At 59.2% G+C, this 12,977-nt stretch carries 15 protein-coding genes; 6 read left to right on the plus strand and 9 right to left on the minus strand.

Translation table 11 applies throughout. The annotated features are described in order from the left end of the window. Window position 1: 1 nt before the first annotated feature. From AC1DSG_RS03430 to AC1DSG_RS03450, 5 genes are all read right to left on the minus strand, one after another. Window positions 2-574 carry a DUF6162 family protein gene (locus AC1DSG_RS03430; protein WP_477789592.1) on the minus strand — a complete coding sequence of 191 codons (573 nt, stop codon included), beginning with the start codon at window positions 572-574 and terminating at the stop codon, window positions 2-4. Continuing rightward, the gene (locus AC1DSG_RS03435; protein WP_477789593.1) at window positions 571-900 is read right to left on the minus strand and encodes a hypothetical protein; all 330 of its coding nucleotides are present in this window, start codon (window positions 898-900) and stop codon (window positions 571-573) included. The genes AC1DSG_RS03430 and AC1DSG_RS03435 overlap by 4 nt, the downstream gene beginning before the upstream one ends. Then, a complete protein-coding gene (locus tag AC1DSG_RS03440) occupies window positions 897-1,439 on the minus strand; it encodes a thiamine pyrophosphate-binding protein (RefSeq protein ID WP_477789594.1) in 543 nt (180 codons plus the stop codon). Before AC1DSG_RS03440 ends, AC1DSG_RS03435 begins: the two co-directional genes overlap by 4 nt. Next, a complete protein-coding gene (locus AC1DSG_RS03445; protein WP_477789595.1) occupies window positions 1,436-2,614 on the minus strand; it encodes a PepSY-associated TM helix domain-containing protein in 1,179 nt (392 codons plus the stop codon). Before AC1DSG_RS03445 ends, AC1DSG_RS03440 begins: the two co-directional genes overlap by 4 nt. A gap of 325 nt (window positions 2,615-2,939) precedes the next feature. After that, window positions 2,940-3,398, minus strand: a complete 459-nt coding sequence (locus AC1DSG_RS03450) for a VOC family protein (protein WP_477789596.1) — start codon at window positions 3,396-3,398, stop codon at window positions 2,940-2,942. Between the two features lie 264 nt (window positions 3,399-3,662). Here AC1DSG_RS03450 and AC1DSG_RS03455 point away from each other — a divergent pair, with 264 nt between their 5' ends. The 3 genes from AC1DSG_RS03455 (at window position 3,663) to AC1DSG_RS03465 (ending at window position 6,391) form a co-directional block, all read left to right on the plus strand. After that, entirely contained in the window at window positions 3,663-4,877 is a 1,215-nt protein-coding gene (locus tag AC1DSG_RS03455; RefSeq protein ID WP_477789597.1) for an SfnB family sulfur acquisition oxidoreductase, read from the plus strand. A 3-nt stretch (window positions 4,878-4,880) separates the two neighbouring features. Beyond that, window positions 4,881-5,546 (plus strand): methionine ABC transporter permease, encoded by a 666-nt coding sequence (locus AC1DSG_RS03460; protein ID WP_477789598.1) that lies wholly within the window; start codon window positions 4,881-4,883, stop codon window positions 5,544-5,546. A gap of 74 nt (window positions 5,547-5,620) precedes the next feature. Next, window positions 5,621-6,391, plus strand: coding sequence for a MetQ/NlpA family ABC transporter substrate-binding protein (locus tag AC1DSG_RS03465; protein ID WP_477789599.1), 771 nt, complete (start codon window positions 5,621-5,623; stop codon window positions 6,389-6,391). A gap of 197 nt (window positions 6,392-6,588) precedes the next feature. On the opposite strand, the gene AC1DSG_RS03470 is transcribed toward AC1DSG_RS03465, so the two are convergent. The 4 genes from AC1DSG_RS03470 to msuE all read right to left on the minus strand — a co-directional run bounded on the left by AC1DSG_RS03470 (window position 6,589) and on the right by msuE (window position 10,697). Then, window positions 6,589-7,692 carry a sigma-54 interaction domain-containing protein gene (locus tag AC1DSG_RS03470; RefSeq protein ID WP_477789600.1) on the minus strand — a complete coding sequence of 368 codons (1,104 nt, stop codon included), beginning with the start codon at window positions 7,690-7,692 and terminating at the stop codon, window positions 6,589-6,591. 24 nt (window positions 7,693-7,716) lie between these two features. Next, window positions 7,717-8,904: an acyl-CoA dehydrogenase family protein gene (locus AC1DSG_RS03475; RefSeq protein ID WP_477789601.1), complete on the minus strand. Its 1,188-nt coding sequence runs from the start codon at window positions 8,902-8,904 to the stop codon at window positions 7,717-7,719. A 73-nt stretch (window positions 8,905-8,977) separates the two neighbouring features. Further along, a complete protein-coding gene (gene ssuD / locus AC1DSG_RS03480; protein ID WP_477789602.1) occupies window positions 8,978-10,123 on the minus strand; it encodes an FMNH2-dependent alkanesulfonate monooxygenase in 1,146 nt (381 codons plus the stop codon). Between the two features lie 10 nt (window positions 10,124-10,133). Beyond that, the gene (gene msuE, locus AC1DSG_RS03485) at window positions 10,134-10,697 is read right to left on the minus strand and encodes an FMN reductase (RefSeq protein WP_477789603.1); all 564 of its coding nucleotides are present in this window, start codon (window positions 10,695-10,697) and stop codon (window positions 10,134-10,136) included. Between the two features lie 397 nt (window positions 10,698-11,094). Between msuE and AC1DSG_RS03490 the strand changes: the two genes are divergently transcribed. From AC1DSG_RS03490 to AC1DSG_RS03500, 3 genes are all read left to right on the plus strand, one after another. Continuing rightward, entirely contained in the window at window positions 11,095-11,364 is a 270-nt protein-coding gene (locus tag AC1DSG_RS03490) for a hypothetical protein (RefSeq protein ID WP_477789604.1), read from the plus strand. A 102-nt stretch (window positions 11,365-11,466) separates the two neighbouring features. Further along, window positions 11,467-12,081, plus strand: a complete 615-nt coding sequence (locus AC1DSG_RS03495; RefSeq protein ID WP_477789605.1) for a LysE family translocator — start codon at window positions 11,467-11,469, stop codon at window positions 12,079-12,081. 204 nt (window positions 12,082-12,285) lie between these two features. Further along, a partial coding sequence (locus AC1DSG_RS03500) for an aminotransferase class V-fold PLP-dependent enzyme (protein WP_477789606.1) occupies window positions 12,286-12,977 on the plus strand: 692 nt, incomplete at its 3' end.

Raw genomic sequence — 12,977 nt, forward strand, 5'->3', positions numbered from 1 at the left:
TTCAGTGCCGGTGCTGGCGGGTCACGCCGGCATCGAATTGCGCGACGATCTGCTGCCAGCCGGCGCTTTCGAGGGAGGCATCGGCCAGGTCAGTCGGCGCTTTGAGATTCGCGGTGCGGTTGAGCCAGATGTCCGGCGCATCGTCGCCTGCGCTCAGGCGCATCAAAAACGAACCGGCCACGGCGGGGGCCTGGCTTTGACCGAAATACGCCTTGGCATCGAGCAATTGCCAGGCATGGTCGCCACGACTGACCGAGCTGGCGTCCTGGGCAAAGGGTGCAAAACCTTCATCGGCGAGGTTCGCCGGTGTTGGCAGGGATGGCTGTTCCTGACGCAGCAGGTGAATCTCGTCCAGCGTCACTCGCAGGTCGGCGTAGATACCTTGTTCGGARGCGCTCAAGTCGCGCCGGGCATCCAGTTGATGGCTACTCACACTGCTCACGGCCTGAGACTCGTGGCGACAGGCGACCACCGAGCCAGCCACTGCCAGAATCATCAGGCACAACAGCAGCACATAAAGGGTTTCATGGCCGGCACCGGCCGGGCGGACGATTTGAGTGGTTGGCGTACTCATGGGGCTTCGATGTCCGCTTGGTCGATCTCGACGACGTGGCCGGGACCGGCGTCGAACAGGACATAAAATTCGGCGCCGGGTTTCTTGAAGGTCACTGTGGAATCGTCACCGAGCTTGCCCGGGACCAGAATGGTCTCGTCGTAACCGATCACGTCCAGGGTCACGCCCGGCGCACCGCTGCCGTCGGAGAAACCACCGGTGCATTTGATCTGTTCGGCATCGACGGCTTTGCACTCGCACATTGGGTTGTGCGCCAGGACGCTGGCGCTGAAGCCGGCGCAGAGCACCAGTAACGCGGCGCTCAGAGGACGTAAAGCGTTGATCATGGTTTGCCTCCTTGTTTGTTCAGCCACGCGAGGGTAGCGGGGGATGCCTGACTCAAGGGGATCGACGCTTGATGCATCGCGCCGTCCCAGCCTTCCATGGTGATCCACAGGTCGGCGTCAGCCTTGGTCTTTTCCGGGATCGGCAACATGGCGCCCATGCGGTGCGGCGTGCCGAAGAAAATCACCCCGGCGGCACGCAGGCTGCGCGGTTTACCGATGCGCAGGTAAGTCGCCTTGACCTGATCGCGGCAGCGCTCGCACAGCGCGGCGGTGAAGCTTTTCATGTGGCCGGCCGGACCGTCGAGCGTCGGTGCCTCATTGCGGAATTCGGCCAGACGCAGGCTCCAGGGACCGACCTGGACTTCACCGGCTTCTCGCTCACCCAGCCCAGTGTCGCCGCGAAACAGCGCCGCGTCAGCGAAGTATTTGGGCATGAACCCCAGCGGTACCAACAGCAGCAGCACGTTGATGTGGAAACGCCATTTGAGCCAGAAGCGGCGCAGTGTCGAGTCCGGTTTTTGCTTGGCGAGAGTGCTCACAGGCTAACCTCCGAGGTGGTCCGAGCCCGCGATTGTTTATCGTTGCGCTTGAGGGCGTTGGCCGTGGCGAGGGCGGTGCGTTTGGTCCAGATCAGCAAGCCGCTGAGGACCATCATGCTCAGCACCAGACCGAAGAAGAACCAGATCAGCTTGATCCAGATCCCGCCGAAATCGCCGGTGTGCAAGGGGCGCATGGACTCGGTCACCAGCTCCAGGCCGGAGCGGTCCGACAGCAGGCGGGTGGAGCCGATGTCGCCGTTATACGGGTTGATATCGGCGGTCTGAAACATCAGTGGATACCAACTGCGGCCGCCCACGGTGAGGTAGCTATAGGCATTGGCGGGCAGGGTCACGAAGCTGTCTTCCAGTCCAGGAATGCGTTCTTTGGCCTGTGCAATGGCAGTTTCAAGGCTGATCGTCGGCGCCGGCGAGCCGTCAGCGGTCACCGGTACACTTTCACGCGAAACCACCAAGGCCACGGGCGCGGTGGAAATCGTGACCTGGTTATCGAACATGAACGCCTGAATCAGGAACCAGGTGCTGCTGATGGAAATCACCGCAATGAACCAGATCGACCAGATGCCGCTGAGGCGATGAAAGTCGCCCCAGAAAATCCGCGCGCCATGACGAATGCGTAAGGTCGGGCGCAAGAAACCTTTCCAGAAGCGTTTGTACACCACCAGCCCGGTGACCAGTGACGCCAGCAACGGCAGGCTCAGGAAAGACACCAGGTACCAGCCCCAGCTGTAACCGTTGGTGAACGGCACCAGCCACCAGCCGTGCAGTGCGCGGGTAAAGGCCTTGAAATCGAATGCCGGGGCGGTGCCCTGAATAACGCCGCTGTACGGGTTGACGTACACCGTTACCGAGCGACCATCCGGATAACTGACCCCGACATCGAGGGCAAAGTGGGACTCGTCCGGGCGGCTGATGGACTCGACCAGCGTGTCAGGTTCTGCCTGTTTGATTGCCGCGATGATCTGGTCATAGCTAAGCAGCGGCGCATCGTCCGACGGCTGGCCGGCACGCATTTGCGGGTTGGCCAGCCAGACGATTTCCTGACTGATCACCGCCAGCGTGCCAGTGACACAGACGATCAGCACAAAAAACCAGATCGGCAATGCCAGCCAGCTATGGACCAGAAACCAGAGTTTGGAACGGGATTTCTTCGACATGATTAAAGGTCTTGTATCGATGAGAGGGCCTCTGCTGCGGGCTTCCCAGCGTTGAGGTCCATGAGAAGGCCGGCGGTGGCTTTCGCTTGCACACGCCAACTACATGCCTATAAGACGGATGAGAATCAGTAAACCTGAAACGAGAAGTGAAAGTAAATGTTTCTTATTTGCGAAGGGGTGTTGAGGGGGCGGGGATAAAGCGTGGTTTTGTGGTGTTAGAGATGGCCCCATCGCGAGCAGGCTCGCTCCCACATGGGGCGGAGTACGCGGATCAATTGTGGGAGCGAGCCTGCTCGCGATAAGGGCCTGTCAGGCACTGAAGATCTCAACCCTGCTGAAACATCTCCTTGGCTCGCTGCTCAATCTGCTCTTGAGTCAAATCCTCCTTGCGCGTGGCCAGAAACCAAAGGTGCCCATACGGATCCTTCAACGTCCCGGAACGGTCTCCGTAAAACTGATCCTTGACCTCGGACACTACCGTGCCGCCCGCCGCAATGGCTTGGTTATAAGACTTGTCCACATCCGTCACATACAGATGCAGGCCCACCGACGGTGAATTGTCAGGATTGTTCAACGGCCCTTGATCACACGGCGTGCCGAGCATGATCGCGCAGTCGCCGATCCTCAGTTCGGCATGCCCGATCCCGCCGTCCGGCATGGCCAGGCGCATGACTTCGATGGCGCCAAAGGCCTTCTTGTAGAACTCGATCGCTTCAGCCGCTTTTTTGATGCCCAGATACGGGGTGATGCTGTGATAACCCTCTGGAATGGGTTTGACGCTCATGATGAATCTCCCTGTTTGTTGTTGTGGGTGAAAAGATGTCCTGTGCCGATTTCCGGCCGAATAAATATAGGTCAGCATCATGTTGGCTACCGAACGCCCGACGAGCTGCAACGCTGTTCAGCCAACAACAGTGCAGCAGCAAATTGCTCTACTGCGTCATGCCAGAACCTGAAAAACACCCTTCAACTGCCTGAAAACAATAGCGCTGGACCTCGGCACAGAAGCTGCAATGGCTCTGTTAAACACTGCTGCCCGGAACCTCAAATGCCTGAATCTGCCGTTTATCCGATCAACCCACCGGCCGCCCATCGAATTGCCGACGAAGCCGAAGCCTTGCGCGTCGCCGAGCGTGTCGCCGCTGTACTGCTGGAACAGGATGCCGAACGCGACCGCACCCGACAGGTGCCCGCCGAGATCGTCGATCTGTATTCCAATAGTGGTTTGTGGGGCATCAGCGTGCCTCGCGAGTTTGGTGGCGCGCAGGTGTCTTACGCGGTGCTGGCGCAGGTCATCGCGATCATTTCGGCCGCCGACCCGTCGTTGGGGCAGATTCCGCAAAACCACTATTGCCTGCTCGAAGATATCCGACTGCAAGGCACACCCGAACAACAGGCGCACTTTTTCGAGCTGACGCTGCAAGGCCATCGCTTTGCCAATGCCTTGTCGGAAACCGGCGGCAAAAACGTGCAGGACATTCAGGCGACCATCCGCCGCTATGGCGATGGTCATGTGATCAACGGACGCAAGGGTTACTGCACCGGTTCGCTCTACGCCCACTGGCTGGCGGTGTTGGCGCTGGATGAGGAACAGAAGGGTCAGTTGGCGTTCGTTGAGCGCGGAACCCAAGGGCTGGTGATCGTCGACGACTGGGACAGCATCGGCCAGCGCACCACGTCCAGTGGCACCGTGCTCGCCGAGGACTTGCACGTTTCGGCGTTCAATCTGTTCCCGACCTACCGTTCCTATGAAACGCCCACGCTGGCTGGCCCCTTCGCGCAATTGACCACGGCGGCCATCGACGCCGGCATTGCCCGCGCGGCACTGCGCGACACCATCGCCTTCGTTCAGCAATTCGCCCGGCCGTGGATTGATGCAGGCGTGGAAAAGGCCAGTGAAGATCCACTGACCATCATCCAGATCGGCGGCCTGGAGATTCGTCTGGAAGCCGCCGAAGCTTTGCTGGAGCGGGCAGGACGAGCGCTGGATGCGGCGCGTCCGGCGCCTGACGCAGACAATGTCGCCCAAGCCTCCCTCGCAGTGGCCAAGGCCAAGGTGCTGACCACCGAAATTGCGATCGAAGCCAGCAACAAACTCTTCGAACTCGGCGGCACCCGCTCGACACTGAGGAAGCACAACTTCGACCGCCACTGGCGCAACGCCCGGGTCCATACCCTGCATGACCCGGTGCGCTGGAAGTACCACGTGGTTGGCAACTGGCTGCTCAACGGCGTGAAACCGCCGCGCCATGACTGGTCGTGATCAATGGCCGAATTGCTGAAACATATCTATTGGGCCGACATCGCCCAGGCCTGCCTCGACACACTGAGCATGCTCGGCGCCGCGCTGGGATTCACCGTGCTGCTAGGACTGCCGCTGGGGGTGGTGCTGTTCCTCACCGGCAAGCGCCAGTTGCATGAGGCGATCGGCGTTTACCGCGTGCTGTCGGTGATCGTGAACATGCTGCGCTCGCTGCCGTTCATCATTTTGCTGATCGTGCTGATTCCCCTGACCACGCTGCTGGTCGGCACCTCGCTTGGCGTGCCCGGGACCATTCCACCGCTGGTGGTCGGCTGTACGCCGTTCTTCGCGCGGTTGGTGGAAACGGCGCTGCGCGAAGTGGATCGCGGGGTCGTGGAAGCAACCCAGGCCATGGGCGCGAATACGTGGCAGATCATCCGCCACACCTTGTTGCCCGAGGCGCGGGGAGGGTTGTTGGCGGCAGTCACGGTGACCGCGATTGTGCTGGTCGATTACACGGCGATGGCCGGGGTGATTGGCGGCGGCGGATTGGGCGACCTGGCGATCCGCTACGGCTACCAGCGTTTTCAGACCGACGTCATGGTGGTCACGGTGATGCTGTTGCTGATCCTGGTTCAGGCCCTGCAAATGACCGGCGACCGATTGGTCGCGCGCTACAGCCGACGATAAGTTTTATTCAAAAGAAAGCAATCAGGCCCCACGTCCACCTAACGACGGCCACTCAAGCTGCCTAGGAGCACATCATGAAAAAGACCCTGGCCATTCTGGCTGCCTTAGTGTCGTTGAGCGTTCACGCCAACGAAAAACTCATCGTCGGCGCGACCCCGGTGCCGCACGCGGAAATCCTCGAATTCGTCAAACCGACCCTGGCCAAGGAAGGCGTGGACCTGGACATCAAAGTCTTCAACGACTTTATCCAGCCCAACCAGCAGTTGGCGTTGAAGAACCTCGACGCCAATTACTACCAGTACCGGCCGTTTCTCGATGATTACAACAAGTCTCGCCATACCGATCTGGTGCCCGTAGTCGGCGTACACATTGAGCCGTTCGGTGCCTACTCGACCAAGATCAAAAACATCGCCGAGCTGAAAGACGGCGCCACCGTGTCTATCCCCAACGACCCGGTGAACAGCGGCCGCGCGCTGGTGCTGTTGCACGAAGCCGGGCTGCTCAAACTCAAGGACCCGAGCAATACCCTGGCGACTCAACGGGACATCGTCGACAACTCCAGACACCTGAAAATTCGTGAACTGGAAGGCGCGTTGCTGGCGCGTTCCGTGAGTCAGGTTGACCTGGCGTTTGTCTTTGCCAACTACGCCCTGGAGGYGGGGATCGATACCAATAGCGCGTTGATCGTCGAGAAGGGCAAGAGCTTGTACATCGAGTTTCTGGTGGCACGGCCGGACAACATCAATGATCCGGGCTTGCAGAAACTGGCCAAGGCGTTGAATTCTGATGAGGTTCGGCAGTTCATTTTGACCCGCTACAAGGGGCAGATTGCGCCGGGGTTCTAAACCTTCATTGAATGTCAGTAAGTCATCKTCGGAACGCCGCCCGGAGCAGGCTCRCTCCCACACTGGATCTCCTGTGAACACAAAATTTGTGAACACCTCAGATCAAATGTGGGAGYGAGCCTGCTCCGGGCGGCGTTCCGACGATGACCGCGCCGCTAATTTGGAGGTTGAATTCGATTCCAGCAGCTGCGCCCCCGCTAAATCGATAACTGCATCACACGTTCGCCCTGAACATTTTCCATCACCCGGCGCTTGTTCACGGCCAGCTCGCCGATCTTGATCAGCCGCGTGCGCGTCACGTTACGGCTCAGGCCCAGCAGGGCTGCGGTGTGGACCTGGTTGTAATGGCAGAAGCGATAGGCCGCGCGCAACAACGCGTCTTCGACTTTTTCATGCAGTGCACCGGCCTGTTCTGCGAAGAGTTTCTGAAAGGCCCGATCCAGCAAGGCTTCCGGTGAATCGTCGATGTTGGCGTTGTAATCGTCCTGGCGCTCGATGCGCATGTTGGACAAGCGCAGGTCATCGCGTTCGATCACGCCGTTACGGCAGATCAGCAGCGTGTGGTGGATGACGTTTTCCAGCTCGCGGATGTTGCCCGGCCAACTGTAGCTGCGCAGTTTCAGTTCGGCTTCTTTGCTGATGGTGATGCTGCCGTAGCCCAGGCGCTGACTGTAGGTTTCGACGAAATGTCGAGTCAGCGGCAGGATATCGCCGGGCCGCTCGCGCAAAGGGTTCAGCTCCAGGCTGACCACGTCGAGACGATAATAAAGGTCTTCGCGAAAATGCCCGGCATTGATGGCTTTTTCCAGTTGCACATTGGTCGCGGCCAGTACACGCACGTCGATAGGAATGCTCTTGCGCGAGCCGAGTCGAACCACTTCACGCTCCTGCAACACACGCAATAACTTGACCTGAATCGCCATCGGCAGATCACCGATTTCATCGAGGAACAGCGTGCCACCATCGGCCTCCTCGAACCATCCAGCCTTGGCGCTCAATGCGCCGGTGAAGGCGCCTTTTTCGTGGCCGAACAGTTCGGCCTCGACCAGCGATTCGGAGAACGCGCCGCAGTTCACCGCCACGAACGGCCGGTTGCGCCTGCCGCTGAGGTTGTGGATGTGCCGCGCCACCAACTCCTTGCCTGTGCCGGTTTCGCCGATGATCAGCACGCTGGCTTCACTGGGCGCGACTTGTTGCAGATGAGCGAGTAAAGCCCGGGATTTCGGGTCTTCGAACACTTGCGCAGTGGCGCGGATCGAGGTGGCCAGCGCGGGCGAGGGCGGTAGGGTCAGCAGTTGCATGGGGTTCACTCCATGAAGAGAGGGCTATGAATAGAAAGTCGGAATCGGCAGGGCCTGGTTCAACGCCCAGTCACCCAGTTCATGGAGTTTGTAATCCACCGGGTCGTGCAGGGTTTGCGTGCGCAAGTTGCGCCAGTGGCGGTCCAGTCGCAGGGAGGCGTGTGTCGAGCGCGCACCGGTCACTTCGAACAGCCGGCTACACAGATCCAGGCCGTTGCGTGTGGCGGCGACTTTGGCGGTGGCGATGGCGGTGGCCAGATGTCCACGTTCTTCAGCGCTGAGATTCGGGCCTTTCGCCCAAGCCTTGTCGAGCAGTTCGGCGGCGCGTTCCACCAGCAATCGAACGCCTTCGAGGGCGACCCAGAATTCGCCGTAATGGCCGAGTACATAAGGGTCCTGACGCACATCCTGAACAGTGGATTTGTGCCACGGCCGGGTTTCGGTGAGCGTGTATTGCCGCGCTTCTTCGAAGGCGCCTTCGGCGATGCCGAGGAACATGTGCGTGAACGTGAGTTGCGCAATCAACGGCCGCAAGCAGGCAAACGGGGTGCTCAACGGGCCAGGATCCAGCAACAGTTCCGACTCTTCGACCCGCACCCGTTCGAACGTGGCGCTGCCGCTGTCGGTCTGGCGCTGGCCCATGTTGTTCCAGTCGTTGTGCAGGGTGATGCCACTGCGACCGCTGGGAATCGCGGCGATCAACAGCTTGCCACCTGCGCTTTCATCGACGGCGGAGGCGATCAGCATCTGCGAATCGCTGGCGCCGGAGCAGAAGCTTTTCTTGCCGGAAAACTCACGCCAGCTACCGAGGTTTTTCACTACCGTGCGGGTGTCCAGCGGGTTGAGGGCGTTACCCCAGAACCAGTTCTTGCGTGCGGTCTGTTCGAACCATGGCTGCCATTGTTCGGGCTTGGCGAACAGGCGCACGGTGGCGAGCATCAAGTGATGAAAGCCGAAGACATGCGCAATCGAGCTGTCCACCTTGGCGAATTCACGCACGATGGTCAGCGTTTCACTCCAACTGGCGCCGAGACCGCCGTACTGAACGGGAATGCTCAAGCCCAGCAGGCCGCTGTGGCGCAGGGCATCGCGTTCAACCTTGGGCGTGCCGCCGCGCTCGTCGCGTTCGACGGCGGTCAGGGCAAACCCGGCGGCCAATTGGCGGGCGGTTTGCAATGGGGATAACAGAGTGCTGTGCGGCTTGGCGGTCACGCGGGGGTTCCTCATAAATTCGACACAAATCCCCTGTGGGAGCGAGCAGGCTCGCTCACACAAGGGTTGTCCATCAGGCCGTGGCTTTGGTGGGTAGCACATCATTGGCAATCATTTCGCCAAACGGCCCGGTGAGGTTGGTAACGCCGCGCCCGGCCAGACTCGCGTAGGGCTCCGGCAACAACGGAAACACCAGCTCGGCAAAGCGATAAGCCTCTTCAAGGTGCGGATAGCCGGAGAAGATGAAACTCTCGATCCCCAGGTCCGCGTATTCCTTGATTCTCGCGGCCACTTGCTGAGGATCACCTACCAGCGCGGTCCCGGCACCGCCTCGCACCAGACCGACACCGGCCCAGAGATTGGGGGCAATTTCCAGGTTGTCACGACGTCCGTCATGCAGTGCCGCCATGCGTCGCTGGCCTTCGGAGTCGAAACGCGAGAACGACTTCTGCGCCGCCTCGATGGTTTCATCGCTGATGTGCTCGATGAGTTTGTCTGCGGCTTTCCAGGCTTCCTCGGCGGTTTCGCGCACGATCACGTGCAAGCGAATCCCGAACTTCACCGTACGACCGTTTCGCGCCGCGCGCTCGCGCACATCGGCAAGCTTTTGCGCCACGGCGGCCGGTGGTTCGCCCCAAGTCAGGTAGACATCGACCTGCTCGGCGGCCAGTTCATGGGCGGCTTCGGAGGAGCCACCGAAGTAAAGCGGCGGGTAGGGCTTTTGTACCGGTGGATACAGCGCCTTGGCGTTCTGCACTTGAAGGTGTTTGCCTTCGAAATCCACCGCTTCGCCCTGCAACACCCTGCGCCAGATTTGCAGAAACTCGTCGGTGACTTCGTAGCGTTCGCTGTGATCGAGGAAAATACCGTCGCCACGGTTTTCATCCGGGTCGCCACCGGTCACTACGTTGATCAACAAGCGACCGTTCGACAAACGGTCCAGCGTGGCTGCCATGCGCGCCGAGACCGTCGGCGAGATGATCCCCGGACGGATGGCCACCAGATAACGCAGGCGTTCAGTCAGTGGTACCAACGCCGAAGCAATTACCCACGAGTCCTCGCAAGAACGCCCTGTGGGAATCAGCACGCCGTGATAGCCAAGACTGTCCGCGGCCTGGGCCACTTGTTTGAGGTAGTTGAGCGTGACCGGGCGTGCGCCCTGAGTGGTGCCCAGGTAATGACCGTCACCGTGGGTAGGCAGGAACCAGAAAACATCCATGAAGAAATCCTTAAGCGATTTTCAGCAGATTTTTGTGGGGCACGCCGAACAACGGCGCGGCGCGTTCGGCAGCAAGGCGAATGCGGGCCTTCAAGGGCTCACTGGTTATTTGGTAGTTGGAGAAATCGGCTTCAGTGGCGTAGACACCAATCGGCAAGGTCAGGGCCTGGAAGAAACTGAACAGTGGGCGCAACTGATGATCGAGGACCAGCGCGTGACGTTCGCTGCCACCTGTGGCAGCCAGCAACACCGGCGTGTCGATCAGGGCATTGAGGTCAATCAGGTCGAACAAGTGCTTGAGCAACCCCGGATAGGAGCCGCGATAAACCGGCGCGGCAACGATCAGCAGGTCAGCGTTCTCGATCGCTTGCAGCTCGGCTTCAATCTCGGCGCCCAGCTCTTGTCGTGAGAGGGCCGCACCCAAGGGGCGGGCGATGTCGCCGAGTTCGATCAGCCTGCTCTCGATTGGCAATTGCGCCGACAGTTCGCTCAGAAGCGCCTGAGTCAGCACCAGGGTGCGAGACGGACGCCAGGTACCGCCCGAGAGGGCAACGACTTTCAGTGCACGGGACATGATCAGTTCCTTTTTCAACAGTTGCTCAGGGAGCAGTGAGTAGTCCTTGGCTTGAGCAAGAGCTGTACCAATCCTTCGGGCCCCTGTTTAAGGGGTTTTGAGCATGTTTGTCGGTGAACGCTGTGCTGGTTTCAGGGCTGTTTGCTGGATGACTGTTGCCGGGTAAACAGTTGTTCAGGCAACAGTTCGTGAAGCGATGGCGTTGTTATAAAGGTTGTTTGTTATTCCTCAAAAGACATTAAATAAATATTAATAGGCCTAAATAGAATATGTGTCGGTGCGGCTTGAGTGTGTTTGCCAAAGTCGATAGCCACTATCGAGAGCGTTGATTTCTGCCACTTAAATAGCGCGAGTAGCCTGTGTTCATTCCCCCGAACCCAGATGCAGGACGCCAACAATGAAACCTCTAATCGCCACTTTCTTGCTGCTTGCGATCTCCGTGCTTGCCGGATGTGCCAGCCATGCTTCACCGGAATTACGGCCATACACCGCCGAAGAATCCAGGGAATTGGCGCTTGAGGAATTGAACCGTCGTGGTCTGTCTTTCGAGGAGTACCACGCGAAGAAAGCAGCATTGCTCGGTCAACCGCAAAAACCGTTTGGTTTTGATAAACAAGGTGAGATGAACGCCGAACGCGCTGTACAGCTTCACGGTCGGCCAAGCTGATCGAAAACTGTACCGCTCGAAGTTTTACGTAACTGTCCGTGGGTTTCCCGCAAGGCGTGCGATAGGGTCTTAACACTTGATTGACCCTAATGGACTGCCGCCATGACGCTCTCACTTGATCTGCTGATGGGCTTCGCCCTGTTTGCGCTCGTCACCTCGATTACTCCCGGCCCCAACAACACGATGTTGCTGGCATCGGGCCTGAACTTCGGCTTTAACCGCACCATTCCGCATATGTTGGGCATCACCTGTGGCTTCTTTGTCCTGGTGGTTRCCGTGGGATTTGGCCTCGGCGCCGTGTTCCAGACTTATCCTTTGCTCTACACGGTGTTGCGTTATGTTGGCGCGGCCTATTTGCTGTATCTGGCGTGGAAAATTGCTCATTCAGGTCCGGTCTCCGAGAGTGAGAAGGGGGAGAGCAAGCCCATCAGTTACCTGGGTGCAGCGGCGTTTCAATGGGTCAATCCCAAGGCGTGGATCATGGCTATCGGTGCCATCAGCACCTACACGCCAATGCAGGGCTATTTCACCAATGTGCTCGTGATTGCGGCGGTGTTCGCGTTGATCAACTTGCCGAGCGTCAGCGTCTGGGCGGGGTGCGGCACGCTGTTACGCAACGTGTTGAAGGATCGCCGCTGGTTGCGTCTGTTCAACTGGGGCATGGCCTTGCTGTTGGTGGCTTCGCTGTACCCGTTACTTCTTGAAAGCATTAGCTGACGCATCGCTTCAACCGCTTGCCCGATGCCTGTTAAGCTCGACTTCAGGAGCGTTCCTACGCACTTTTAAATGAAGTTGTTCTTCTTTAACGGCCTCCGATCAGGTATTTCTAACGTACTGAGATATCGGCGCAGCTCACAAGGCTGCGCTTTGACGTTTCCGTTACGAGCCTCCTGATCCCGGAACACGCTCTGCGAGTCTTTTATGAATAAACGTCCGTTGTATTTCGATTACGCCGCCACCACGCCGGTGGATGAGCGGGTCATCAAGGTCATGGTCGAGTGTCTGGGTTTTTCCGGCAATTTCGGCAACCCGGCGTCCAGCTCCCACGCCTTTGGCCAGCAGGCCAGACAGTCGGTCGAGCACGCCCGGCAGCAGGTTGCAGAACTGGTCGGCGCACAGGCTGCGCAGATCGTCTGGACCTCCGGCGCCACTGAATCCAACAACCTCGCGCTCAAGGGCGTGGCCCAGGCACGGGGCGTCGGCGGCGGGCACATCATTACCAGTCAGATCGAACACAAGGCAATTCTCGACACGGCGAAACAATTGCAGGACGCCGGTGTTGCTGTGACGTATCTGGTGCCTGACGCCGATGGTTTGATCACAGCGCAAGCGGTCAGCGAGGCATTGCGCGAAGACACCTTTCTGGTGTCGCTGATGCTGGTCAACAACGAACTGGGTACGGTCAACGATATCGCCTCCATCGGCGAAGTCGTCCGCGCTCGCGACGTGTTGTTCCATGTCGACGCCGCTCAAGGTGCCGGCAAAGTGGCCATCGATCTGGCCCGCTTGCCGGTGGACCTGATGTCGTTTTCCGCGCACAAGCTCTACGGCCCCAAAGGCATCGGTGCGCTGTACGTCGGTCCGCGCGCGCAGCAACGCTTGCAGGCACAGAT

It is taken from the genome of Pseudomonas sp. P5_A12 (assembly GCF_056400685.1).